Raw genomic sequence first — 24080 nt, 5'->3', positions numbered from 1 at the left:
CTCATTATTATCTGAATAACAAAATAAATGCAATTACTACACCGATGATAGGCATCGCTTCGATCAAACCAATTGCTACGAACATAGTAGACATCAATTGACCACGCAATTCAGGTTGACGTGTAATACCTTCGATTACTTTACTAGATACAAGACCGTCACCGATACCTGCACCAATGGCACCACAACCTACTGCGATTGCTGCTGCTAATGCGAATAAACCTTGAGCTTCCATAATATATCCTCCATATACAATAATTAATGTTCCTCACTAAGAGCCATCCCCAAGTAGGATGCCGTAAGAACTGTAAAAATAAAGGCTTGAATAATACCGATAAACAAACTAAAAGCAATCCAAATCCATGGTAATGGTACAAACCAAGGCAAGTTATATAATACTTCTAATAAAATTTCACCAGCTACGATATTGCCGAATAGACGGAAAGCAAGCGTAACAGGTCTGGCAATCTCTTCAAAGATATTAAGTACTAGCAAAGCCTTGTAAGGTCGTACAAAATGCTTAAAGTAGGATAAGCCTTTAACTTTAATCCCAATAACCCATACTACTAAGGTACTACATAAGGCCAATGCAATTGTAGTATTGATATCAGCTGTTGGTGATTTTAATGCCTTAAATGTAGGCAGTAAGCCTAATTGATCTTCTACAACAATAAATAAGAAAAACGTAAATAACAAGGAACTCACCATCGGCCAATGACGACCCAAGTTCGGAGCTAATTGCCCCTCTAAGCCTTCTAATATAGATTCCACTATATTTTGCAAGCCTACAGGCACCAATTTACGTCCTCGGGTGGCTAATACTGTTACCAGTATTACAATAGCCATAGCAACCCATGTAGCAATTAAGGTATCTATATGAAATGTCAAGCCCAACCACTGCACGACCTCATGGTGTCCCGCATGTAATTCCACGTTCTCAACCCCTTTCATAGATATAATAAAAACCTAATATATTTACAAATAATATAAATATAATATATATGTATCATCATACATCGTTATAGATATATAATCAACACTTGAAAGGCGAATAATTCTAATTACTCATAGATACTTTGTGTATAATGCATTATTAGAATATTTCTATTCTTTATTAGTATCTCAAGATTAGAAATGACGACTAAGCCACCAGTACACAGCATATAATGCAGGCTGAATAAGAGCTATACCTATAAACATGCTAACAGCCTCAACACCTGGAATTTTTAGACCTAGGACTACTAAAGAACCTACTAACATAAGACGCCAAATCATCTGTCTGCGAGCTTTATGAACGGCTTTATAAGGATTCCCCGACACAATAGATTGTCCATGCAAAGCTAGACTAAGCAAGTAAAGAACCATGATAAAAATTCCCCAAAACCAGCCCCACAAATACTGTTCTAAGCCACATAAAACTTGTATTATACCGCCTAAAAAGGCAATAAAAAAACAAGTCAGTAGCACGCGCACTATGAATTTAATATATTGATTCATATATACCTCACTACTTAACTTGTTTGTATAACATATAAAAACCTGTTATAGCTCCAATTAAACCAAGTATAACCATACAAAGCGGCTCCGTTTGAAGCCATCCATCTAGTTTATACCCCAGCCAAATAAATCCGCCTATACAGGAGACCAGTGTGACCCCCGCCGATGTTGCCATAGCGAGGGCTTTCACAAGATCCTTGTCCATATTATTTACCAAATCGTTCAGGACGATTTGGGTCGCCCAAGAACTCATGGCGTAACGCTTGGATGATACGTTCAGATGCTTTGCCATCTCCGTAAGGGTTAACAGAGTTAGACATCAATTTATAAGCTGCTGCATCGCTCAACAATTCATGAGCCGCTGCGTGTACTGCATCTTTATCAGTACCTACTAAGCGAACTGTACCCGCTTCAACAGCTTCAGGGCGTTCAGTTGTATCACGCAATACGAGAACCGGTTTACCAAGGGCTGGCGCTTCCTCTTGAATCCCACCAGAATCAGTAAGAATCAAATAAGATTTAGCCATTAAATTCGCAAATGGTTCATAATCAAGTGGATCGATTAAGGTAACACGTTCTACAGAACCAAGTTCCTCTTGTACCACTTGGCGAACCTTAGGATTCTTATGTACAGGGAACACAACTTGAATATCTTTAAATTCATTTATTAAATCACGAATAGCTTGGTATACACGGCGCATAGGCTCACCCAAGTTTTCACGGCGATGTGTGGTAACAAGAACCGTACGTTTTTCGGGGTCTAGTCTATTAATAGCCGCATCATCAAATACATAATTATCTTGTACCGTTGTATCAAGAGCATCAATAACAGTATTACCTGTTACATATAAATGATCTATATTGATATTTTCTTTCTTGAGATTGCTTTCAGAACTAGAAGTTGGTGCAAAGTGATAAGACGCAATAGAACCTGTCAATTTACGATTCATTTCTTCTGGGAACGGAGAGTAAATATCACCAGTACGAAGGCCCGCTTCTACATGGCCTACAGGAATCTCTTGATAGAAAGACGCCAAAGCACCTGCAAAGGTAGTTGTAGTATCACCATGTACAAGAACTACATCAGGTTTTGCCTCTTCTAATACATCCTTAAGCCCCATCAAGGCACGATTTGTCACATCGTACAAGGTTTGTCCTTGACTCATAATATTCAAGTCGTAATCTGGGGTAATATTAAACAAGTTTAGTACTTGATCGAGCATATCGCGGTGTTGTGCCGTAACGGTTACAATCGGTTCCATATCTGGTGCTGCTTCTAATGCTTTTACAAGAGGAGCCATCTTGATTGCCTCAGGTCTTGTACCAAAGATTGTCATAACTTTTAACATAGTTGCCTCCAACATAGTAGGATAGAAAAAATGGGGCGCCAAGCGCCCCACATATGGTTATTCCTTATGGGAACCCTCTGATTCCTCTAAAGTTTTTACCAATTCTTCACGATCAAAGGAAATAGTTTCATCTGAATCGCTGCGTTCAATTGTAGGACGTGGTAGTGGATGTCCAGCCGCATCACTATGAGTAATAACCCCAAGACGACGAGCCACAAAAATACTAACTAAGAAAATAACGAGTACCAATGCGATGCCAATCCATGCATTGACCTCTGCTACGATGACGGATACGCCACCGAAAAAAGCTGTTACGGCATACATCATCAACACAGCTTGTTTTTGAGTTAAACCTTGTGCTAATAACCGATGATGCACGTGACCTTTATCGGGTTTGAAAATTGGACGACCGCTAATTTTACGGCGTACAATAGCAAATAATGTATCAAGAATTGGTAGACCTAATACGATAGCTGGCACTACTAATGCAATGGTAGTAGCTGTTTTAACGGCTCCCATAACAGAAATAGCAGCCAATGTATAACCGAGAAGCATAGAGCCCGTATCACCCATAAAGATTTTTGCAGGATTAAAGTTATACCGCAAAAAACCTACCGTGGCACCTGCCAAAGCAAGAGAAATACATGCTAGGTCTGTTTGCCCAAGTTGTAATGTCATCGCACTTACGGCGATACAAGCGATAAAGGAAATACCTGCTGCCAAGCCATCAAGTCCATCGATGAGGTTCACGATATTCGTAAAGCCTACAATCCAAAAGATTGTCAATGGAGCCGCCCAATATTTTAGGTATACTACACCCCCCCAAGGAAGGTTGATGAAATCTACACGAATATCATAAGCTACCAAAATAGCCGCTGCTATGATTTGGCCCATTAACTTAGTTTTTGGCTCAATCTGTTTAATATCATCCCAAATGCCCACAAGGACCAGAATAACAGTCCCGAGTATAAGGCCAAATAATTTATGATCATGCGGGATAGAACCATTAAAGAGGACCGACCCGACATAACCGAGAAAGATCGCTAATCCACCAAGTCGTGGAATCGCGCCCTGATGCACCTTACGGGCATCTGGTTTATCTATTGCCCCGACGGCAACGGCAAAGCGTTTCACCAAAGGGGTTAGTGCAAAGGTTATGATGAACGCTAGAGCAAAGGCCCATACATAATCGAGCACATAATCACTCATAAGACACCTCCAACAACTAGGTTGTAAAACCGTATTAGTTCGTTAAGCTACGAATAGGTGCAGGAATACGACCGCCACGAGCGATGAATTCAGCCGCACTATACGGACTCACTTCAATAATTGGAGCATAACCTAATAGGCCACCAAATTCAACAACCTCTCCAACAGTTTTACCAGGTACAGGAATTACCCGAACCGCAGTTGTCTTATTATTAATCATACCGATAGCTGATTCATCTGCAATAATGGCAGAAATTGTATCAGCCGTTGTGTCGCCAGGAATAGCGATCATATCAAGGCCTACAGAACATACACATGTCATAGCCTCTAATTTGTCAAGTGTTAAGCTGCCACAAGATACGGCATCAATCATGCCCGCATCTTCAGAAACAGGAATGAATGCACCACTAAGACCACCAACATGAGAGGAGGCCATAAGACCACCTTTTTTCACTGCATCATTCAATAATGCAAGTGCTGCTGTAGTACCATGACAACCACAAGAAGATAAGCCCATTTCTTCAAGAACGTGAGCTACAGAGTCACCTACAGCTGGCGTTGGAGCCAAAGATAAATCGATAATACCAAATGGTTTACCAAGACGGCGAGATGCCTCTTGTGCTACCAATTGGCCTACACGAGTAATTTTGAAAGCAGTACGTTTAATAGTTTCTGCCACAACATCAAAAGATTCACCACGAACGGATTCAAGGGCATGTTTAACAACACCTGGGCCAGATACACCTACAGAAATAGCGCTATCCCCTTCAGTGACACCGAAGAAGGCACCCGCCATAAACGGATTATCCTCAACAGGATTACAGAAAATAACTAGCTTAGCACAGCCAAGAGCATCATTATCCTTTGTAAGCTCAGCAGTTTTCTTAACGATGATACCCATGTCGCGCACTGCGTCCATGTTGATACCAGTTTTAGTGGAACCTACCGCAACGGAGCTACATACGATATCCGTAGTTGCCAATGCCTCAGGAATAGAGTCAATTAAAATGCGGTCAGCTCGTGTAGCACCTTTTGTTACAAGGGCTGAGAAACCACCGATAAAGTTAACCCCAACCTCCTTAGCAGCACGATCCATAGCTTCTGCTACAGGAACATAAGATGTTAAGTCACTACCACCGGCTACAAGAGAAATGGGAGTTACAGAAATGCGCTTGTTGATGATAGGAATACCAAACTCGCGCTCAATATCTTCCCCCGTCGCCACAAGATGCTCAGCTTCTTTTGTAATGTGATCATAAATGCGATCACATAGTTCTTTACCAGAACTAGATGCGCATTCTAACAAGCTAATGCCCATTGTAATCGTACGAACATCAAGCTTGTTGTCATGAATCATCTGATTCGTTTCTAAAATATTGTCGATAGATAACATAGTGCCTCCTATCCTACACGGTGCATGCTCAAGAAAATATCAGCATGTTGTGCACGGATCTCAACACCTAGTTCTTGACCTAGTGTAGTCAAAGCCTCTTGAATAGAGGTAAGGTCTTTCACATCTTCAGACTTCGTTTCACACATCATAATCATATTAAAAACACCATCAAGAATGGTTTGATTAATAGACATAATATTAACATCGTGGTTAGCAAGTACAGTACTAACCCCCGCAATGATACCTACGCGGTCAACGCCGACAACGGTAACAACTAATTTCATAACATCACCTTTTCTAAGCACTACAAACTATATAGCCGATATAGGCATTCAATAAACTATATTAATATATTATATCACATTTATTACTTTTCTACGGTGAAATCTTCATGAGTTTTCACGTAAAAGCAGTATATTCCACTTCATCATACACACAGCAGCTGTTATACTGCATCATGCAATGTGGCGGTTACACTTCGTCAGCCAATGCGGCTGTAACAATTTCTTCACCAGCCGTCAATAATGCGATAAGGCCTTTATCCCCTTTATAGCTTTCACCATAAATTTTATATAAGTCTTCAGTGCCAGAAGGACGAGCCACAAACCAACCTGTTTCTGTTTCTACACGAACACCATCGATAGGCATATCCTTGTACAAGGACGTAGTGCGTACATTCGTAATAGCATCTCCATCAACCTCTGTAGCCGTAATAGAGCTTGCATTTAACTGTTTCAACTTAGCCTTAGCAGCCTTCGTACAAACCGCATCAATTCGACCAAAACGAGGGTCTCCACAACCTTCGACTATATTGTTGTACAACCGTTCAACAGTGGCCCCCATTACGGAGTACATTTCCATCGCTAATAGAGCCATTACCATACCGTCTTTATCAGTAGTCCATACGGTACCGTCTTTTTTGAGGAATGATGCACCAGCGGATTCTTCGCCACCAATGCCAATTTCACCATCAAACAATAAAGAACTGAAATATTTAAAACCTACAGGTACTTCATAAACAGGAATGCCTTTGACGGCTGCCCATTTATCTATCATTGTGGTACAAACAACGGTTTTACCTACCCCTTTATTCTTCCAACCACGCGTTGTAAACAGATAATCTGCAGCAGTTACAAGGAATGCATTTGGAGAAGTAAAACCATCGGCACTAACGATACCATAACGGTCATAGTCAGGATCATTACCTACGGCCAGAGCATAGTTACCGATTTGTTTAATAACATCAGCCATGGCATATTCAGAAGAGCAATCCATGCGAACTTTACCATCATGGTCATACGTCATAAAGCTAAAGGTTGGATCATACTCGTCATGGATAATATCCATATTGAGGTTATAACGTTCTTTAATGGCACGCCAATAACCAAGACCACTACCGCCAAGAGCATCTACAAGAACCTTCGGTTTAGCACTTTGAATAGCTTCCATATTAATGATAGAAGATAATTCTTCAACATATAAACCTTTATAATCGTATGGAACTTGTTGGTCTGGTTCAATATTATCAATACTAATGCGCTTGAAGCCTTCTAATTTGCAGTAGGCACGTACATATTCATTAGCGCGAGTTTCAATCCACTTTGTAATGAGCGTATCTGCTGGACCACCATTCGTCGCATTATACTTGATACCACCATTATCTGGAGGATTATGAGATGGTGTGATAACAATACCATCCGCTTTATGATTGTGGCTTTCATTATATCGAATAATAGCGCGAGATATGGATGGAGTCGGTACGAAATCCATATCCGCATCAACCATAGCCGTCACACCATTACCAGCGAGTACCTCTAGCACCGTTTCTAGGGCAGGCTGAGACAACGCATGTGTATCTTGACCAACAAAGAGCGGACCAGTAGCTCCAAATTGCCCACGACCATCACAGATGGCCTGTGTAATAGCCGCTACATGTAAGTCCGTAAATGTACCATTTAAGGATGTACCTCGATGACCAGATGTCCCAAAGGATACGAGTTGTGTCGGATCTGTAATATCCGGTGCATTATCAAAATAAGCATCCACAAGGGTTTGCACATCAATAATATCTTGTTCTTGTACAGGCGTACCTGCTAATTTGTGAGCCATAGGAACCTCCTAACCTCATCATGAAAGAATCTCTCTCGAATTACTAAATTTATATTTTTACAATCAGATACGAGTAATCTACAAAATGTATATAATATTCACAGAACATTATATTTACCCATAATTAATATAAGATGACAAAAAACAACAATTTCAATACCATACGTTAGTTATATTTGTTATTTATTTCTTATTCTTGCTTTTTATCTATTAACTGTTCTAGCATTTACAGTACCTTGTGCATTAGTACCTTGTGCTTGCAATTGGTCAGTTACCTCAGTGGGCAGTATAGGTCGTGTAAAACCTTGTCCAATAACCTCTTGAGCATCAGTAATCAAGATAAATACATTTGGATCTGCTTCTTCAATAACCTCTTTCAATTTATTAACTTGCAGTAGGTTAACCGCGACCATAACGATATTTTTTGGCGATCGAGTATAGGCCCCAATACCTTCGATGATTGTTGCGCCACGACCAACTTTGTTGATGATACATTCGCAAACTTCATCGGTACGATAAGTGATGATGAAAGCAACCTTTCGTTGGTTGAAACCGATGACAACCTTATTGGTTATAATTGTGTATACATACACACTAATAAGTGTTACCGCTACAGCTTCAAGGCCAACAACACCAACAGCGGCTAATAAAATCGCACAGTTGATAGCACTATTAATGGATCCCATTTGAAGGCCATAATATTTACGAACAATAAGAGCAATTGGGTCGAGACCACCTGTATTACCGCCTACACGATAGACAATACCAAGGCCCAGACCAGTCGTAATGCCAGCCATCATGGAACTCAGCAATGGATCCTTAATAATCATGTCATACTGCAGGAAACCAAAGAGATCAATCATCCAGGATAACATAAACGTGCCATATAAAGTCTTGATAACTACACGTGTACCGAGCCACTTCCAGGCAGCCCAAAATATAGGAATATTTAAAATTATATTCCAAGAACCAACAGATAAGCCTGTTACATAATACAAAATTAAACCTACACCACTAATACCGGTACTAACCAGTTTGTGAGGCAATACGAATGCATTAATGCCGGCACCAAATATGGCACACCCAACAGCGACCACAAAGCATTGATACACAACATCTTTATACTTGGCGAACATAGCTTCCTCCAAATTGCCATTTCACTATAAATATTCTATAATGAACTAACTAAACCACACGCTATTTACAATACTGTCAGGAATTGAACAACATGTGTATACAAAATCATCATAAACCACTTAATGGTTATTTTCAATCACTTTATAACAGTATAAAATAAACATATAAACTGCATATATTATGTACATTACGAACGAGGCTATTATGAGTAAAAGTTTTGAGCAACTCGGTTGCAGTAAAATCAACATTGGTCTTGCTATTACAGGTAAGCGTGACGACGGCTACCACGATATCGATTCCATCTTCCAATCTATTCGACTTAGTGATTCTATTTATTTTGCTAAGCATCATTCTGTAGTATTTTCTGGCGGCGCTCCTGAATTACCTGAATATATGCAAAAACTAGTAACTTACGGTGAAGATAATCTTGCACTAAAGGCATTGCGTGCCGTGCAAGATTACACCGGTTGCAAGGCTGGTGCAGCCATTCATTTGTTAAAACGCGTTCCTATCCAAGCCGGCCTCGGTGGTGGTAGCGCAGATGCAGCAGCCATGTTATTAGGTCTCAATCGTTTCTGGGACTTACAGCTCCCCCAAGAGGAGCTGTTAAAAATCGGTGCTACCCTTGGCTCTGACGTACCATTCTTATTGCAAGGTGGTACAGCACGCGGCACAGGTCGCGGCGAAATACTAAGTTTTAAACAATCACCAGAACCACATTGGTTATTGCTTGTTAAACCAAAGGTATCGGTTTCTACAGCAGCTGCATACGGTCGTTTTAACGGCAAATCAGATGCTACTAAGAAAACAATTGACACCGTATTAAGCCACATTGAAAACAATGATTTGAAATCTGCTTTCACTAGTAGCGCTAATACCTTTGAAGAGCTATTATTCCCAGATCACGAAGAACTTGTAATCTGTAAAGAGTTCTTTACAAGCCGTGGATACCCAACCATCATGACTGGCAGTGGTCCAACGATGGTAGTATTACTTAATAAACCAATGGAGGCATTGCAGCTCCAAGAGGAAATTAAAGCAGCTGGCCACGATTGGCTCTCCCTCATTACAAAAACGTGTACACAGGAGGACTTACCATGACAAAACGGTTACAACCTATACGACTCGATGCGTATAAACCACTAAGAGAAGTTGTAAGTGAAACATTGCGTCAAGCCATCCAAGATGGAATATTAAAGCCTGGTGAACGTCTCATGGAAATCCCTCTCGCTGAAGAGTTGGGCGTGAGCCGCACTCCGATTCGCGAAGCTATTCGTAAATTAGAACTAGAAGGCTTTGTCGTTATGGTTCCTCGTCGTGGTACTTACGTGGCTAATATTTCTTTAAAAGATATTACCCAAGTATTTGAAATTCGATCAGCCCTCGAAGAACTTGCTGCAGGTCTTGCTGCAGAGCGCATCACCGAAGAAGAAATCGAAACCTTAGAACGAATGCTTGTAGAAATCGGCGACCACATGGAAAATAAAGACATGGATTCCGTCGTAGCTGCGGATGTAGAGTTCCACGAAGTGCTATACCGTGCATCTCGTAACGAACGATTGGCGGACATTGTCCATAACTTGCGCGAACAAACTTATCGTTTCCGTAGTTTCTCTATGAACCAACCTGGTCGACTTAGAAAAACGTGGGAAGAACATCGGCAACTCGTAGAGGCTATCGCGTCTCATAACGCTACTCAAGCGCGTAAGTTAGCTAGACTCCACATGGAGCATTCAGAACAAACCTTATTGCAAGGTATGGAAGAATCTCAGGAATTTACTAAATCTTAAAGAAACATTCTAGTTGCTCATCTTGGTGGCTATACAATTATAAATTATTAATAAAATCCTTCACTCTTGTGAAGGATTTTTGTTTTACAGAGTCTATAGAAATTGATACAATAACATTAATAATTATATGAATTCTTTTTATAAGAAAGGAGCGTTTTTATGGAAGCAATGCTCAATGATGCTATTTCTACCATTAATGGCTATTTATGGAGTTATTTCATCATTTTTATCCTCATCGGCGCAGGTCTCTTCTTTACTATGACAACGAATTTTGTACAAATTCGTATGATTAAAGAAATGATTCGTCTCGTAGTTAACGGTGCAGGTAGTTCTACTGAAAAAAATCATGTATCCTCATTCCAAGCATTTTGTGTTAGCACCGCATCTCGTGTAGGTGTTGGTAATATCGCAGGTATCGCCATTGCCATTGTACTTGGTGGTCCTGGTGCTATTTTCTGGATGTGGGTTATCGCACTTATCGGTGCTGCAACAGGTTTCATTGAGTCTACATTAGCTCAAATTTATAAAGAACCTGTTGCTAAAGGCGGGTTCTACGGTGGTCCAGCTTACTATATTCGCTACGGTTTAAACAACAAAGCCTTATCTGTTTTATTTGCTATTCTAATCAGTATTACATATGGTTGGATTTATAACTCTGTACAAGCGAACACATTAGCAGCGTCTCTTCAAGTATTTAACTTTGATGTATCCTACACAGGTGCTGTTGTTGCAGTACTTCTAGGCCTCATTATTTTTGGTGGTATTCATCGCGTTGCAAAAGCATCTGAAATCATCGTTCCTATCATGGCTGTACTGTATATTGCTACTGCATTATTCGTGGTCATCATGAACATCACCCAATTCCCACATGTTATTTATACTATTATTACTTCAGCCTTTGAACCAGTCGCTGCAGGTGGCGGTCTGCTTGGCGCTACTGTAATGAATGGTATTAAGCGTGGCTTATTCTCTAATGAGGCTGGTGAAGGCTCTGTTCCAAATGCAGCGGCAACTGCAGCTGTTAATCATCCAGTTGAACAAGGTCTTGTACAAGCATTTGGTGTATTCCTTGATACCTTCATCATTTGTACAGCTTCAGCATTCATTGTCCTCATGGTTGGCGACTATAGCACAACAGGTTTAACTGGTGTTGCTCTAGTACAACATAATCTAGAACAACAACTTGGTTCTTGGGCACCAACAGCGGTGGCAATCTTTATCGTAATGTTCTCCTTCAGTTCCTTAATTGGTAACTATTACTATGGTGAAATCAACATTAGCCACTTAACAGAAAAGAGATTCTATCTTCATTTATTCCGTATCGGTGTAATTATCATGACATTTGTAGGCTCCATCGCCTCTCTTGATCTCGTATGGAATCTAGCCGATTTATTCATGGCTTTCTTAGTATTAACTAATGTAAGTTCCATCGTTCGTATGGGCCGCACAGCTGGTCTTGCTCTTGATGACTATATCAAACAACGTAAGGCTGGTATCGAAAGCCCTGTATTCAACCGATCTGTTCTTAATCATACCTACGGTATTGTATGGTGGGGTGACGGCCAAACTACAGACTCCACCGTTCCTCCAACTCCAGTTGAAGATACAGTGGAAAAATAAAATATTTGTTCCTAAGAGACTATTGAAAATATATTTCAATGGTCTCTTTTTTGTAAAAGTATCCATTTTCAGAGCTACAACTATATCATCTAACCAACCTGTTACAAGTAACAACAATCACAGTAACTTCCTATATTTTTTACGTTTTTTTACACTAAAAACTATAGAATATAGTTATAAAAACTAAAAGGGTATTATGTATACAACGTCGAATACATAAGTATGTGAAAATTTAGCACTAATAAAATTTACTCTTATATACAGGAGGCAATTATGAGCGGTTATAACCCATATGAAAACATGCTAAACACTTTAGACGTAGCAGCTGAGAAACTCGGCTACTCTCGTAGCGATTACGAAGTATTGCGTCATCCGGAACGCGAATTGAAGGTAGCAGTACCTCTTCAACTAGACAATGGTGAAGTTCGCGTATACGAAGGCTATCGTTGCCAACACTCCACATTACGGGGCAGTGCTAAAGGTGGTCTTCGCTTCCATCCAGATTCCGACGAAAACGAAGTTCGTGCATTGGCAGCGTGGATGACTATTAAAAACGCTATCGCTAACATTCCTTACGGTGGTGGTAAAGGCGGTATTAAAGTTGATCCTAAAACGTTAAACCCTCGCGAATTAGAACGCTTAACTCGTAACTTCGTACGTCGTATTGCTCCAATCATCGGCGTTAATACTGACGTTCCAGCGCCAGACGTAAATACAAACTCTCAAATCATGAGCTGGATTGCTGACGAATACAGCACATTAAAAGGCGAATGGAGCCCTGGTATCGTTACTGGTAAACCTATCGAAGTAGGCGGTTCCTTAGGTCGTAATGAAGCGACTGGTCGCGGCTGTCTCATCGCATTACAAAGCTACTTAGCTAAGAAAAACATAGACATCAAAAACCTTACTGTAGCAGTTCAAGGCTTCGGTAACGTAGGTTCCGTAGGTGCTCGTCTTATCGCTCAAGCAGGCGCTAAAGTTGTGGCTATCGGCGACGTAAGCGTTAACATCTACAACCCTAATGGTCTTGATGTTGAAAAAGCATACGAATATGCTAACTCCCATGGTCGTTCCCTTGAAGGTTACAGCGAACCAGGTATGACTACAATTGGGGCTCAAGAATTATTAGCTCAACCAGTTGATGTATTGTATATGGCAGCTCTTGAAAACCAATTGAACAAAGACAATATGGAAAACATTCAAGCTAAAATCATCTTGGAAGGTGCTAATGGCCCTACTACTAATGATGCAGATAAATACTTCTATGAAAAAGGAATCGACATCATCCCTGACGTTCTTGCTAACGGCGGCGGCGTAGTTGTATCCTACTATGAATGGGTACAAAACAAAGCAAGCTTCTACTGGACTGAAGAAGAAGTTAACGAAAGATTAACTAAAAACATGCAAAATAGCTTCGAAGCTGTATGGGAAATGCAACATAAATACAATGTACCACCTCGTCAAGCAGCGTACATGGTTGCTCTTGAACGCCTAGTAGTTGAAACTAGATGGCGCGGTTATAACTGCTAATCCTTTCTACCTCCATAACATTTAGCCATAAAAAAGGCGTAAGCTCATTTGAGCTTACGCCTTTTTGTTTGCCTATAAACCTTTTTATGTACCTATTTTATTTGAAAGCACCTAACAAAGCAGCCATGCTTGGACGGCTGATCAATACTTTCACCAAAACAGAGCCAAGAACAGCTGGGATTGTTTGACCTACGATAAGGTTCAATACTAATGGCCAGTATGGAAGACCAAGCAATGGGCTCAGCCATAATGGTACGCACAATGCAGGTACAAAGATAATTGGCAATATCACCCACCAAGCACTAAGGCCAAGCTTACGCATACAAACAATAATACCTGTTGTTAAAATACCGACGCCAAAGCCCCCCATCATATCGAGGATACCAAGACCGCCGAATAGGAAGTTAGAAATGAGGTTACCAATCCCCATTGGAATTACCAAGAACGGAAAGGCATAAGCAAGTGCATATAATGATGTTGCTATACGAATTTGATACGCTCCGAAAGAAACGCTTTGCGTTACATACAATACAACGATGTACAATGCCACCACCATGGCAGAAATAGTCAATTTACGTGTAGTAATCATAACACTCACCTCCTCAAATAAAAAAAGCATGGCAAAACTACCATGCTAAAATGCTTATGAATTTCCGTAGTTTTGTTTAGAGACAGGATGGTTTCAAACTGTCTTATATAGTTGTGCACTTATAGTATCATATATTTTCGATATTTACAAGTCGAGGGACGTTTAAAGCGGCCTGTTACAGTAACTACTATCAGTGTAATATTGGCAAGGGCGGGGTGGCAGGAGATACCTTTCCTCATCGCTCCACTGGCTTAACGGTCGTCGGCCTAGGGCCTCGACCTGCCAAAGTCACTCTTTGAAAAGGTATCTCCTACCACTGCGAATTTAGCAAATCAACATTGCGATTAGTCGTGACGTAAAAGGCCGCTTTTCACTATATCAGAGCACCGACAATAGATATCGCCTCTATATAACATCACATAGTGACAACTATGACTAACCCAGTTTTAGGAAGGGAGAGAAAAAAGTTATAAAGCTGGGTCTTCGACGCCGTTGGCGTGGAAGGCGGCTTGTCTGTCGATGCAGGTTCCGCAGTGTCCGCATGGTTTGTCGCCGCCTTCGTAGCAGGACCAGGTTAGGTGGTATGGAACGCCAAGGCGTAGTCCTTCTTTTACGATGTCCGCTTTGTTGGAGTTGATAAATGGTGCTTCTAAGGAGCATTCGTTACCAGATCCTTCGAAGATGGCGTCGCCCATGGATTTGTAGAAATGTTCTGTACAGTCTGGGTATGCATTGCCAGCTGCATCATCTCTATGGGCACCGTAGTATATATAGCCACAGTCTAAGGATAAGGCTAGGGAAGCCGCCGCAGATAGAAACAGACCATTTCTAAATGGTACATAGGTGCTGACAGTACCTTCCCCTTCTGCCTCTTGTTGTTCTTTATAGGATCCTTGAGGAATTTCTTCAGTAGATTGTGTTAATAGTGAGCAGTTACTGAAAGCAAATAGTTTGGTAACGTCCATCGTTTTACCTTCAATACCATAGTGCTCTAAAATAGCGACAGCCGCTTCTAGTTCTTTACTATGTTTTTGGCCGTATTGAATGGATAAAGGCACTACATTGTCTTTGCCAAATCTTTCAATGGCAAGGGCTAAACATGTAGTACTATCTACACCGCCGCTAAATAATACAACAGCTTTTTGTTTTTGAGCCATATTATCTCCTCATTTTGAACAATAGTATTTATAAACACATCTACGCCATCTAAAGAAAAAAGTAAATGCATCGCTAAGGAACGTGATATCTCTTAATCCAATTATAACAGCCCCATCAGTAGATGAGGCTGTGCTTTTACATTTCCTAAAATTTTATAGATCAATGACCAATTCTACTGGACAATGATCAGAGCCAAAGATTTGTTGGTGAATTTTTGCTTCTTGAATCTTGTCGTCAAGACGTTTAGAGGTGATGAAGTAGTCAATTCTCCATCCTGTATTCCGCTCACGAGCTTTGCCCATGTAGGACCACCAACTATATTGCTCAATTGCATCTGGATAGAGGTGACGGAATGTGTCTGTGAAACCAGCACCTAACAGTTCTGTCATTTTAGCACGTTCTTCGTCAGAGAAGCCCGCATTTTTACGGTTTGTTTTAGGATTTTTAAGGTCGATTTCTTGATGCGCTACATTGAGGTCACCACAGAGAATGACTGGTTTTTTCTTATCCAATTCAAGCAAATAGTTACGGAATGCATCTTCCCATGTCATACGGTACTCAAGACGAGCTAATTCACGTTGGCTATTTGGTGTATAGCAGCATACTAAATAGAAATTGTCATATTCAGCAGTAATAACACGGCCCTCTTGATCGTGTTCCTCAATGCCGATACCGTTAGTTACGGACAACGGTTTAATGCGCGTAAATACAGCGGTACCACTGTAGCCTTTTTTCACAGCGCTATTCCAATATTGCTCATAGCCTGGCAATACCAAAGAAATTTGTTCTGGTTGCAATTTTGTTTCTTGCAAACAGAAAATATCTGCATCTAATTCGTTAAAGGACTCCATAAAACCCTTTGTTACAGCGGCGCGTAGGCCGTTTACATTCCAAGAAATTAATTTCAATTCTTACTCCTTTGCGATACTTCGCACCAATCTAATCGTATTCACCGTATTTAACTTGGTGAAAGTCTCTTTCACATAAAATATAAGCCAAGTTTTTGCTTAATGTAAGCTAATTTAAAGATTATATGTTAGCTAACCTAAGGATTATATGTTAGTGATATTACTGTTTTTTATGTTTCTTAGCATGTCTTGCTTCAGCGCGAGCCTTGCGCGCATTTTCGTTGGCCTTTAGGTCGCTTTCACGTTTCTCACGAAAATAATTAGCCACCGTAGACAAAACGAGAATCACCAACACTGTCACATTAAACATACCGGGACCGAAGGTATAAATGTGATAACACATGTATCCAAAGGCAACAGCCGTTAATAAATGTTTTAAAAGATTCATTTGACGCCCCCGTTAATTTAATGTTTCCACACCTGTATTGAGAGGGAAACCTTCATAAGTTACCCAATCACTAGAGCTACCAACATATAATGCTGATTCAAGACCTACTTCGCTCATAGTTAACAATGCATTACAAGCTGTAACACCAGAGCCACAGTACGTTACTATAGGTCTGTTTTGATAGATTTCATTATAATACTCTGCTTCCAAGTCCTTCACAGACTTAGGCCCATCCGCTGTATAGCCACTTTCATAAAAATGATTAACAGCACCAGGAATGTGACCAGTCATGCCATCCATCGTATCCACTTGAGATCCATCGTAGCGGAAAGGTGCACGAGCATCAATAATAACATGATCACCACTTTCACTAGCCTTGAGAACCTCATCACGACTCATAACCATATGCGTTTGCAGTTCATAGTTAAAAACAGACGGTTCTACAGGTAATGGAGTTGGCTCTTTAGTTAAAAGATGACCTTCCTTGACCCAACGTTCAACACCGCCAGACAATACGCGTACATCCGTTAAGCCCATGTAGCGCAACGTCCACCAAAGGCGTCCCGCCAAGAAAAGCCAAGAGTCATACACAACAACCTTGGAATCACGAGTAATACCATACGACTCAAAGGTATGAGCTAAACGCTCCATATCTGGCAACGGATGTCGGCCACCATGTTCGCCCAAAGGACCTGTTAAATCCTTATCTAAATCCACCGCGTAAGAACCTTTAATATGGCCTTTTTTATAATCCTGATAACCGCGAGCATCTAAAATAATGACCTCGTCAAGACAAGCTAATAATTCTTTAGGAGTGATAAAATTTGACATGTTGTACTCCTTTCATTGATTATATCGAAAAATACAAATCTGATAATATTATTATATAACGTTTATAGTTCTATGGACAGTCTATATTATATAATTCTAATACTACGTCTTATTAAATTGCTATTCTTATATCGATTATATCTACAAGAAAAATAGGACTGGTTTGCTACGTAGTCGCAAATCATTAAACCAACCGCTATGCGGGTGTAGCAACGAAAGTTATACAAAAAATCACCTTACTTAAGTATAATATGGGTGTTCAAGCCACATTATATGCAAAAGAAAGGTGATTAGTAATGAAAACTAAAATTATACTAAAATCTTAGCCGATAAGCCTTATAAAAAGCTTCAGCTGCAAGATCATAACCTATAGTTAAAAACTTAGTTTGTTTTGATTCATAGCCATAAGGATTACTGCTTAAATCTTCTATTAAAATCCCATCTAAATTATATACTTTCTTTATTCTATGTCCACCTTCAATTCCGGAGTTTTGATATTTTAGCCTAACCACTTCAGCCTTAAAGTCGTCAATAGTTTTAATACTACTAAACTTATTATTTTTTAACAGCATTTCATATGAGTAGTTATAATCATAATTAGAGATTTCTTCAGTCTCTAAAATATAGCCTTGATTATAGTTAACATAATATGTCATGTACTTCAAAGAGTAATAAGGAGGATTATATCTTATACTTTGAATGGAATTTACATTTAAATAAGCATCACCATCGTTTTTTGAACCAACATTTACGAACTGAGAAACGGTTTGTAACTCAGATAGTGAAATAGCAAAACTGAAATTAGAAAAAAATATTAATGGACATACTAGTAAAATCATTTTAACAATAATTTTGTGCATTTCAATTAGCCCCCAACAAAATCTTATTCCCTATTTTAATAGCTGTATAGTCTTAAATATTCCATATTTCTTTAGCAATTTTTGCAAGTTCTTTAGCTCTTTTTTGTACTTCATCATGATTAAATTGACTTGGATACTTTTCTAATAATCGCTTTACTAATTCAAAAGTAATAACCGGTGTGCCTTGCGTTTGACCATTGCACCCATTATTATATACATCTACTTTCTCTTGATATAGATTATTACTTGCTGAAGTATTATCATCAGGGAATAATAATAATTTATTTCCTATATTTTCTACAACAGACTCTGTAAAACTATCTAAAATTTCTCTTGGTGGTAACGATAGTGGTTGATACCACTGAGAAATATCTGGTAACTTTTGCGGAATGATATGCTCAACAGTTAAGTCTCGTGATAAAGGATCTCTCCGTCCAGATTGCTGTCTTAGATAAGTCTCAATACGCCTTAAATATACAGCAGATACTTTATTATCACTCGGCGAAAAGCCTTCAAAAGCAGTTATAAATAAATTATCAGGAACATTATTTCTTATATAGTCCTTCAATTTATCAATGGTAACCGTTAGTGCAGCAGATTGATTTTTCATTGCATCTATACATTGCGAGAATAGATGATCTAATTTATTCATACTTTTATCACAAACTTGCATTCTTATAATCAACGTTAATAAAGTTTGAATAAATTTTAGAAAAGTAGGATTATTTATTGTATCTATGCCATACTGACTTATTGTAGCAAACAAAAGTACATAAACCTGTTCAACTTTTAAAGCTTTAAACTCCCATAATATTTCATTAACAGTAGCATTACGAGTGTTCATCGTACGTAATGTCGAATATAGCTCTGCTTGTCTAAGAAGGTCATTATAAAAGTATAGAAAATCACTAGTAGCAGAAGTCTGATAAGCTCTTCTAAACTCATCAGGTAATTTATTTTTGGGAATACGTTTTCCAGATGTATAAAAAAATAAACTTATGAAGAAACCAGATAAGAAATCTTCTCCAACAGCACTTACTAAAGCATCCCATTTTTGTGCACCTTGCCCAACAGGTGCCCAAGAAATAAAAATGTTCTTAATTCGATCTGCAGCGGTCAAATCTAATCCTTTACCATTTAATGAATCAAACACTTGAAATGCGTCAGCTGCTGCATTACAGTCGATTTCTACAAATGTTAATCTATTAGTTATAATATCAAATAATTTAGTATAAAACTCTGTATTACTATGTAAAATATTCTGCTGAACCATTTCATCTCTTTTTTTTCTGATTTCCTCCCTATACGTTTTAAAGGCTGTAACTAAGCGCTTAGCCCCTCGATACACTTTATTACCATCAGAATATCGTTCATCAAGTAGATGATTGTAACATGCACCTGTATTACCATTTAGAACTAATCTAGGTGCAAATAATGTAGGACTACTAATAGAAGTATTTCGACCAAACAAAAAATTATGTAATTGATGTTGAGTATAAAATGTCTTAGTAGCTGTATCTATTGTACTGTCAGAATCAACTAATTCCTTTAAAACATTTAATAATATAGAAAATGAAGTTAATCGTTGCTGTCCATCAACAACATGCTTTATTTGATTAGGTGTAATATTATAATCCAAATACTTTATACTAGAATTTGTCGCATTATTTATGTCATAAGGAACTGTTACCAAAGCACCAAAAAAATGATCTGAAGTATTCGTTGGATCTTCCAATATAGAAAAGACATCCTCTATCAAGGTTGAGTTTTGAGCATTTGTCCATTCATAATCACGCTGATAATCCGGTACAGAATAATAAACGTTTTGACATAAAATATGGTTAATACTAAGAAAATTCATCACAATCTTCTCCTTAAAATAATTAACAATCCACCCCAGACTTCATTTCTTCCTCATTTTATTATATCAGATTATTAATATTTATCATAAAAAAAAGCTCTTTCGAGCTTTTTTTATCCTACTTATCAATTTTCTGTAGTTCATCACCAATACGTTTTACAATCCCCGTTACGAGTGCATTACCCATGAAGAACATACGCATCCGATCAGAAACTTCTACAACTTCACCCTTTGAATTGAGTTTATAGCGAGTCCAATCATCTGGGAAGTCTTGTAATCGCTCTGCTTCAATTGGGGTAATAAGACGATATTTACCATTAATTTTCAAAAGATGTGTAGAGCGATTTACACTACCTTCAGAAGTAAGCATTGTACGCCCCGGCAGCTCAAGCGAGTCATATTCACTCATACCACCTTCAGAGAAGGTATAAGTATGTCCGTTTGCTGCAGTCCGTGTAATTTTCTTAGGTCCCCGAAGATATTTAAATTTTTCTAATTTTTCACCATCAATATAATACTCTTTCGGCACTTGATTAGGTGAAACCACAATCTCTTTCATTGGTATTGGTTCTTCATCACCTTTAGGTTCAGTTTCAATCGTATAATAGTACCCATTTGTCATGAGACCAGAGTTCCACATCTTTCCATCTGAGAAGTTTGTAGAAACTTCAGCAATATCTTCATCAAGCTTATTTACATTAATACGTTTCTTAACTGCTTCATCTTTAACAGGGAATTGACGAGCAAAAAGCCCATCTTTAAAGATATAAGGTGTATAACAAGCTAAACGAGTATCTAAATCAGCAGCAGTAGGCAATGTGGCTTCATATTTAGTATGTAGTCGTTTTCCCCACTTTGTGTCATTTCTAAATACAAAGAAGAACACGCGACGTCTCCGTTGCGCACGACCATAATCAGCAGCATTGATAACACGCCACTCCACAGAATAACCTAATTGATTGAAAGCAGCCAACATAATCGCAAAGTCACGACCACGTTGGTTAGAAGGAGCCTTCAATAAACGGTCAACATTTTCTAAAATCAAATACTTTGGCTTAATGACTTCAGTCGCTCGGATAATTTCCCAAAAGAGAACTCCTTTTTTCCCTTCGATACCAAGTTCATTCTTCTTACTACGTGCAACCGAATAATCTTGACAAGGAAACCCACCAACAATCATATCTACACCATTAGCCTTCATTTCCTCAAACTTTTCATTAGGAATTAAAGCTACATCAGTTGGAATATGTTCCATATCAGGAAATCTATATAAGCCTACTTCATAGGCATCTTGAGTCTTACGGGATGGCTCATATTGGTTAGAATATAGCGTTTGGAAAACTTCTTTAGAAGAATTCTCTAATCCTACTATAAACCCACCTACACCATCAAACATGGAGAATATTTTCATTACCTTACCCCTTGATTTATAAACTTTATAGATCCTTATTATAGCAGAAATTCAAAAAAAGATCAAGATCAAAATTAGTTATTATTTTTTCGATATTGACTTCTTAACTTCCACACCTTCAGGAGTAACTATCCAATAGCTATTAGCTAAATTAATTAAGTCCTCCTGTTTAACAACAATATTTAAAGGCTCTTCATAAAGCTTATCAGGTGGTGTTAATACCCACTGGGGATATTTATTGACACTTAAACAATCTGAGTCAAAATCCAAATGCTCCTTATTGTAATCAGGAGTATCATCAAGTGCATTAATCAAGGGCTCCAATCGATGCTCTAGTTCTAGACGATTAATTCCACGTTTTTTCATCTTTCTCCGCAATATATCAGCTTGTGTCTCAAAAGTTTTGATATCTTTACTGCCCATAGCACGCATTATAAGTTTATCTCTTGTTTTTACTTTAGGAATTGATAATACTTCAAGTTTCAAGATATCCTCGCACACTAAATTATATCTATTAGCATCAGGTTTAATCCAAAGCCAGCAAAGAAAGTATGCATGAGTATCTTTATATTTTTCATTTGTAAGCCACCCTCTTTTTAATTGCCCATCTTTTACATAAGAAATTTCAAATGCAAATGTTGATAAAGGTCTATCCTCCAGATTACTTCTAGCATAATGTATAGCTGCTTTTTCATCGATATTTATACATCTAAATTGCTCTGCATCATCTTTAACTATATACATAATTGTATCGATACCTTTATGTTGCTGATCAAGCGTTGTATCAGAGTTAAATGAATCTATTATCCCATCTGCAACTAAATAACTATATAAATATTTTTGTAAAAATTCATTTACTGCGCCTTCACTTTTTAAGTCTCCTCTAAACGTAGACCGTTTCACTACCATAAAATCCTCATTTCAGTTCTTTTACTATCTCTGCAATGTATTCTCTGTTTAACCAATAGCATTGTTTTGTTATCTCTTGACCGTCTGGCAGCACAACTTTATCATTTCCATCTTTACCCTTAGGGCGTATATGGCAAACACCATTAAATTTAGCTCCTGGCAAGTTATTTGACACGCCATTACGTACAGGTTTGAGTTCAACGCCAGTTTCCAAAATTGATTTTGTAGTTTTCCAAAGATCTTTTAATTCATGTTCAATGATAATTTCTGGCATATTCCAGAGCATAATCCCCTTTAGATAAGGTTCTCTATCTTTATTTTGTGTCGCTATTTCATCATATTGAAAGACCACAAATAGATATTTTGTGTATTCAAAATTCTCGTAAACTTGGGACCCTTCCCAGTCATCACTAATCCAACGATTAAAATCAACTTGTTCAAAGGACATATGTTCACGTGGAACCCCATTAGGCTCCAATCTAATTGTTTTGAATTTAATATTCGCTTTATTAAATTCTCTGAGAGACTCTAGCTTAGTCCCCTTTACACCTAATATGGCGCTAATAAGATTAGCATTAAAGGCCTTATTCGTACTAACAGGAATATTCATTAGTCTTGCAATCTCAGATACCCTTTTCCCAATATATGGAGCAAAACGTTCTCTTAATAGTTGTAATGTAGTCTTACTCTTAAGTTCATCAACATTAAAGAGTGATGGGATTGACTGCCTTTCAATAACACGTCGAGCAAACGCAGTCATATAGGAACTTTTAAGAGAGAAGGCACGTTGTTTGGCAGGTATATCTGAGAACGGTTGTTTTCTCACTGAATTAGCATTAACACCCTTAGTACATGCAGCTAAATACATCGTGTCACTTTCAGAAATATTATGCGCTTCACCTTGCTTAATTTTATTTATAATAGTTTGCCAGTCTTGTTTTATGATTTCCAAATCTGCAGGATCAAATTTGTGTAAAACAGATTTAACTATCGGAAACTCCTTCTTATCTAAGTCATCCTTATATAAGTAGAACACAATTAATAGATTCTTATTTTTCTGCCAAAAAGTAGAATTATCAAAAGAATCCTTATAATCTTCTTCGTAATTGATTATATTAAGAACTAACCGTTCTTTGGCTGAAAAGTCATTCTTTTTATTCTCTTTAATAGCCGTTACTTTTAGTTCTAATCCCAAATTTACGAAGTCGGCTTCGGCACGACTATTCACCGCAATTTTAAAGAGGCCTTCTTCTAAAATCTGACCTATCCCACCCTTATTTCCTTTACTTTCTAAACGATTATTTATATCGAATTCGCCTACCGTTTTTCCTTCCGCAGATTGCGCTACATCTAATATATCTTCAATAGAGTTATACACCTTATCTAAATTCATTAGAACCGCCTCCCATCGCATATATATAAATTATATCAAAGGTATAAAGGAATATACTAATTTAACTTGAACCATCTCATTTCAGGCAGTGTAATATATTTTGTGTAAACTGTTCTCAAACAATTGAAAAGAGAACCA

At 38.5% G+C, this 24080-nt stretch carries 24 protein-coding genes; 4 read left to right on the top strand and 20 right to left on the bottom strand.

Annotated features, from left to right (window positions below; all coding sequences use genetic code 11):
- Nucleotides 1-7: 7 nt before the first annotated feature.
- The 10 genes from atpE to RWZ05_RS06365 all read right to left on the bottom strand — a co-directional run bounded on the left by atpE (nt 8) and on the right by RWZ05_RS06365 (nt 8693).
- Nucleotides 8-235: a F0F1 ATP synthase subunit C gene (atpE, locus tag RWZ05_RS06410; protein ID WP_314643027.1), complete on the bottom strand. Its 228-nt coding sequence runs from the start codon at nt 233-235 to the stop codon at nt 8-10.
- 23 nt (nt 236-258) lie between these two features.
- A complete protein-coding gene (gene atpB, locus RWZ05_RS06405) occupies nt 259-951 on the bottom strand; it encodes a F0F1 ATP synthase subunit A (RefSeq protein ID WP_399554342.1) in 693 nt (230 codons plus the stop codon).
- Between the two features lie 177 nt (nt 952-1128).
- The gene (locus tag RWZ05_RS06400; RefSeq protein ID WP_314643025.1) at nt 1129-1497 is read right to left on the bottom strand and encodes a Tat pathway signal protein; all 369 of its coding nucleotides are present in this window, start codon (nt 1495-1497) and stop codon (nt 1129-1131) included.
- Nucleotides 1498-1507: 10 nt separating this feature from the next.
- Nucleotides 1508-1702 carry an AtpZ/AtpI family protein gene (locus RWZ05_RS06395; RefSeq protein ID WP_314643024.1) on the bottom strand — a complete coding sequence of 65 codons (195 nt, stop codon included), beginning with the start codon at nt 1700-1702 and terminating at the stop codon, nt 1508-1510.
- Nucleotide 1703: 1 nt separating this feature from the next.
- Entirely contained in the window at nt 1704-2846 is a 1143-nt protein-coding gene (wecB, locus tag RWZ05_RS06390) for a non-hydrolyzing UDP-N-acetylglucosamine 2-epimerase (protein ID WP_314643023.1), read from the bottom strand.
- A 57-nt stretch (nt 2847-2903) separates the two neighbouring features.
- A complete protein-coding gene (locus RWZ05_RS06385; protein ID WP_314643021.1) occupies nt 2904-4055 on the bottom strand; it encodes an MraY family glycosyltransferase in 1152 nt (383 codons plus the stop codon).
- A gap of 34 nt (nt 4056-4089) precedes the next feature.
- Nucleotides 4090-5448, bottom strand: a complete 1359-nt coding sequence (locus tag RWZ05_RS06380; protein WP_314643020.1) for a PFL family protein — start codon at nt 5446-5448, stop codon at nt 4090-4092.
- Nucleotides 5449-5456: 8 nt separating this feature from the next.
- Nucleotides 5457-5732, bottom strand: coding sequence for an ACT domain-containing protein (locus RWZ05_RS06375; protein WP_314643019.1), 276 nt, complete (start codon nt 5730-5732; stop codon nt 5457-5459).
- Nucleotides 5733-5919: 187 nt separating this feature from the next.
- Nucleotides 5920-7557: a phosphoglucomutase gene (locus RWZ05_RS06370; protein WP_314643018.1), complete on the bottom strand. Its 1638-nt coding sequence runs from the start codon at nt 7555-7557 to the stop codon at nt 5920-5922.
- A gap of 203 nt (nt 7558-7760) precedes the next feature.
- Nucleotides 7761-8693 carry a YitT family protein gene (locus RWZ05_RS06365; RefSeq protein WP_314643017.1) on the bottom strand — a complete coding sequence of 311 codons (933 nt, stop codon included), beginning with the start codon at nt 8691-8693 and terminating at the stop codon, nt 7761-7763.
- Nucleotides 8694-8898: 205 nt separating this feature from the next.
- Here RWZ05_RS06365 and ispE point away from each other — a divergent pair, with 205 nt between their 5' ends.
- The 4 genes from ispE (at nt 8899) to RWZ05_RS06345 (ending at nt 13634) form a co-directional block, all read left to right on the top strand.
- Entirely contained in the window at nt 8899-9795 is an 897-nt protein-coding gene (gene ispE / locus RWZ05_RS06360) for a 4-(cytidine 5'-diphospho)-2-C-methyl-D-erythritol kinase (protein WP_314643016.1), read from the top strand.
- Nucleotides 9792-10484, top strand: coding sequence for a GntR family transcriptional regulator (locus RWZ05_RS06355; RefSeq protein ID WP_314643015.1), 693 nt, complete (start codon nt 9792-9794; stop codon nt 10482-10484). Before ispE ends, RWZ05_RS06355 begins: the two co-directional genes overlap by 4 nt.
- Nucleotides 10485-10643: 159 nt before the next feature.
- A complete protein-coding gene (locus tag RWZ05_RS06350; RefSeq protein WP_314643013.1) occupies nt 10644-12104 on the top strand; it encodes an alanine/glycine:cation symporter family protein in 1461 nt (486 codons plus the stop codon).
- A 273-nt stretch (nt 12105-12377) separates the two neighbouring features.
- Nucleotides 12378-13634, top strand: a complete 1257-nt coding sequence (locus tag RWZ05_RS06345; RefSeq protein WP_314643012.1) for a Glu/Leu/Phe/Val dehydrogenase — start codon at nt 12378-12380, stop codon at nt 13632-13634.
- Between the two features lie 97 nt (nt 13635-13731).
- Here the strand turns inward: RWZ05_RS06345 and RWZ05_RS06340 are convergent, their stop codons facing one another.
- From RWZ05_RS06340 to RWZ05_RS06295, 10 genes are all read right to left on the bottom strand, one after another.
- Complete coding sequence (locus RWZ05_RS06340) at nt 13732-14223, bottom strand: QueT transporter family protein (protein ID WP_314643011.1); 492 nt, start codon at nt 14221-14223, stop codon at nt 13732-13734.
- A 467-nt stretch (nt 14224-14690) separates the two neighbouring features.
- The gene (queC, locus tag RWZ05_RS06335; RefSeq protein WP_314643010.1) at nt 14691-15380 is read right to left on the bottom strand and encodes a 7-cyano-7-deazaguanine synthase QueC; all 690 of its coding nucleotides are present in this window, start codon (nt 15378-15380) and stop codon (nt 14691-14693) included.
- A 153-nt stretch (nt 15381-15533) separates the two neighbouring features.
- The gene (locus RWZ05_RS06330) at nt 15534-16289 is read right to left on the bottom strand and encodes an exodeoxyribonuclease III (protein ID WP_314643009.1); all 756 of its coding nucleotides are present in this window, start codon (nt 16287-16289) and stop codon (nt 15534-15536) included.
- 160 nt (nt 16290-16449) lie between these two features.
- Nucleotides 16450-16677, bottom strand: a complete 228-nt coding sequence (locus RWZ05_RS06325) for a hypothetical protein (RefSeq protein ID WP_314643007.1) — start codon at nt 16675-16677, stop codon at nt 16450-16452.
- Between the two features lie 12 nt (nt 16678-16689).
- On the bottom strand, nt 16690-17508 hold the full coding sequence (locus tag RWZ05_RS06320) for a sulfurtransferase (protein ID WP_314643006.1): 819 nt from the start codon (nt 17506-17508) through the stop codon (nt 16690-16692).
- 314 nt (nt 17509-17822) lie between these two features.
- Nucleotides 17823-18368 carry a hypothetical protein gene (locus RWZ05_RS06315; RefSeq protein WP_314643005.1) on the bottom strand — a complete coding sequence of 182 codons (546 nt, stop codon included), beginning with the start codon at nt 18366-18368 and terminating at the stop codon, nt 17823-17825.
- A 52-nt stretch (nt 18369-18420) separates the two neighbouring features.
- The gene (locus tag RWZ05_RS06310) at nt 18421-20229 is read right to left on the bottom strand and encodes a DUF262 domain-containing HNH endonuclease family protein (RefSeq protein WP_314643004.1); all 1809 of its coding nucleotides are present in this window, start codon (nt 20227-20229) and stop codon (nt 18421-18423) included.
- Nucleotides 20230-20347: 118 nt separating this feature from the next.
- Nucleotides 20348-21640, bottom strand: coding sequence for a DNA (cytosine-5-)-methyltransferase (dcm, locus tag RWZ05_RS06305; RefSeq protein ID WP_314643003.1), 1293 nt, complete (start codon nt 21638-21640; stop codon nt 20348-20350).
- Between the two features lie 81 nt (nt 21641-21721).
- Entirely contained in the window at nt 21722-22549 is an 828-nt protein-coding gene (locus tag RWZ05_RS06300; protein ID WP_314643002.1) for a hypothetical protein, read from the bottom strand.
- A 7-nt stretch (nt 22550-22556) separates the two neighbouring features.
- Nucleotides 22557-23942: a Sau3AI family type II restriction endonuclease gene (locus tag RWZ05_RS06295; RefSeq protein WP_314643001.1), complete on the bottom strand. Its 1386-nt coding sequence runs from the start codon at nt 23940-23942 to the stop codon at nt 22557-22559.
- Between the last annotated feature and the right edge of the window lie 138 nt (nt 23943-24080).

Source organism: uncultured Veillonella sp. (assembly GCF_963543145.1).
Lineage (GTDB): Bacteria > Bacillota > Negativicutes > Veillonellales > Veillonellaceae > Veillonella.
This window is presented reverse-complemented; position numbering and strand designations above follow the sequence as displayed.

Coding starts and splice junctions, on each gene's coding strand:
- atpE (WP_314643027.1), bottom strand. CDS start 235: ATGGAAGCTCAAGGTTTATTCGCATTAGCAGCAGCAATCGCAGTAGGT.
- atpB (WP_399554342.1), bottom strand. CDS start 951: ATGAAAGGGGTTGAGAACGTGGAATTACATGCGGGACACCATGAGGTC.
- RWZ05_RS06400 (WP_314643025.1), bottom strand. CDS start 1,497: ATGAATCAATATATTAAATTCATAGTGCGCGTGCTACTGACTTGTTTT.
- RWZ05_RS06395 (WP_314643024.1), bottom strand. CDS start 1,702: ATGGACAAGGATCTTGTGAAAGCCCTCGCTATGGCAACATCGGCGGGG.
- wecB (WP_314643023.1), bottom strand. CDS start 2,846: ATGTTAAAAGTTATGACAATCTTTGGTACAAGACCTGAGGCAATCAAG.
- RWZ05_RS06385 (WP_314643021.1), bottom strand. CDS start 4,055: ATGAGTGATTATGTGCTCGATTATGTATGGGCCTTTGCTCTAGCGTTC.
- RWZ05_RS06380 (WP_314643020.1), bottom strand. CDS start 5,448: ATGTTATCTATCGACAATATTTTAGAAACGAATCAGATGATTCATGAC.
- RWZ05_RS06375 (WP_314643019.1), bottom strand. CDS start 5,732: ATGAAATTAGTTGTTACCGTTGTCGGCGTTGACCGCGTAGGTATCATT.
- RWZ05_RS06370 (WP_314643018.1), bottom strand. CDS start 7,557: ATGGCTCACAAATTAGCAGGTACGCCTGTACAAGAACAAGATATTATT.
- RWZ05_RS06365 (WP_314643017.1), bottom strand. CDS start 8,693: ATGTTCGCCAAGTATAAAGATGTTGTGTATCAATGCTTTGTGGTCGCT.
- ispE (WP_314643016.1), top strand. CDS start 8,899: ATGAGTAAAAGTTTTGAGCAACTCGGTTGCAGTAAAATCAACATTGGT.
- RWZ05_RS06355 (WP_314643015.1), top strand. CDS start 9,792: ATGACAAAACGGTTACAACCTATACGACTCGATGCGTATAAACCACTA.
- RWZ05_RS06350 (WP_314643013.1), top strand. CDS start 10,644: ATGGAAGCAATGCTCAATGATGCTATTTCTACCATTAATGGCTATTTA.
- RWZ05_RS06345 (WP_314643012.1), top strand. CDS start 12,378: ATGAGCGGTTATAACCCATATGAAAACATGCTAAACACTTTAGACGTA.
- RWZ05_RS06340 (WP_314643011.1), bottom strand. CDS start 14,223: ATGATTACTACACGTAAATTGACTATTTCTGCCATGGTGGTGGCATTG.
- queC (WP_314643010.1), bottom strand. CDS start 15,380: ATGGCTCAAAAACAAAAAGCTGTTGTATTATTTAGCGGCGGTGTAGAT.
- RWZ05_RS06325 (WP_314643007.1), bottom strand. CDS start 16,677: ATGAATCTTTTAAAACATTTATTAACGGCTGTTGCCTTTGGATACATG.
- RWZ05_RS06320 (WP_314643006.1), bottom strand. CDS start 17,508: ATGTCAAATTTTATCACTCCTAAAGAATTATTAGCTTGTCTTGACGAG.
- RWZ05_RS06315 (WP_314643005.1), bottom strand. CDS start 18,368: ATGCACAAAATTATTGTTAAAATGATTTTACTAGTATGTCCATTAATA.
- RWZ05_RS06310 (WP_314643004.1), bottom strand. CDS start 20,229: ATGAATTTTCTTAGTATTAACCATATTTTATGTCAAAACGTTTATTAT.
- dcm (WP_314643003.1), bottom strand. CDS start 21,640: ATGAAAATATTCTCCATGTTTGATGGTGTAGGTGGGTTTATAGTAGGA.
- RWZ05_RS06300 (WP_314643002.1), bottom strand. CDS start 22,549: ATGGTAGTGAAACGGTCTACGTTTAGAGGAGACTTAAAAAGTGAAGGC.
- RWZ05_RS06295 (WP_314643001.1), bottom strand. CDS start 23,942: ATGAATTTAGATAAGGTGTATAACTCTATTGAAGATATATTAGATGTA.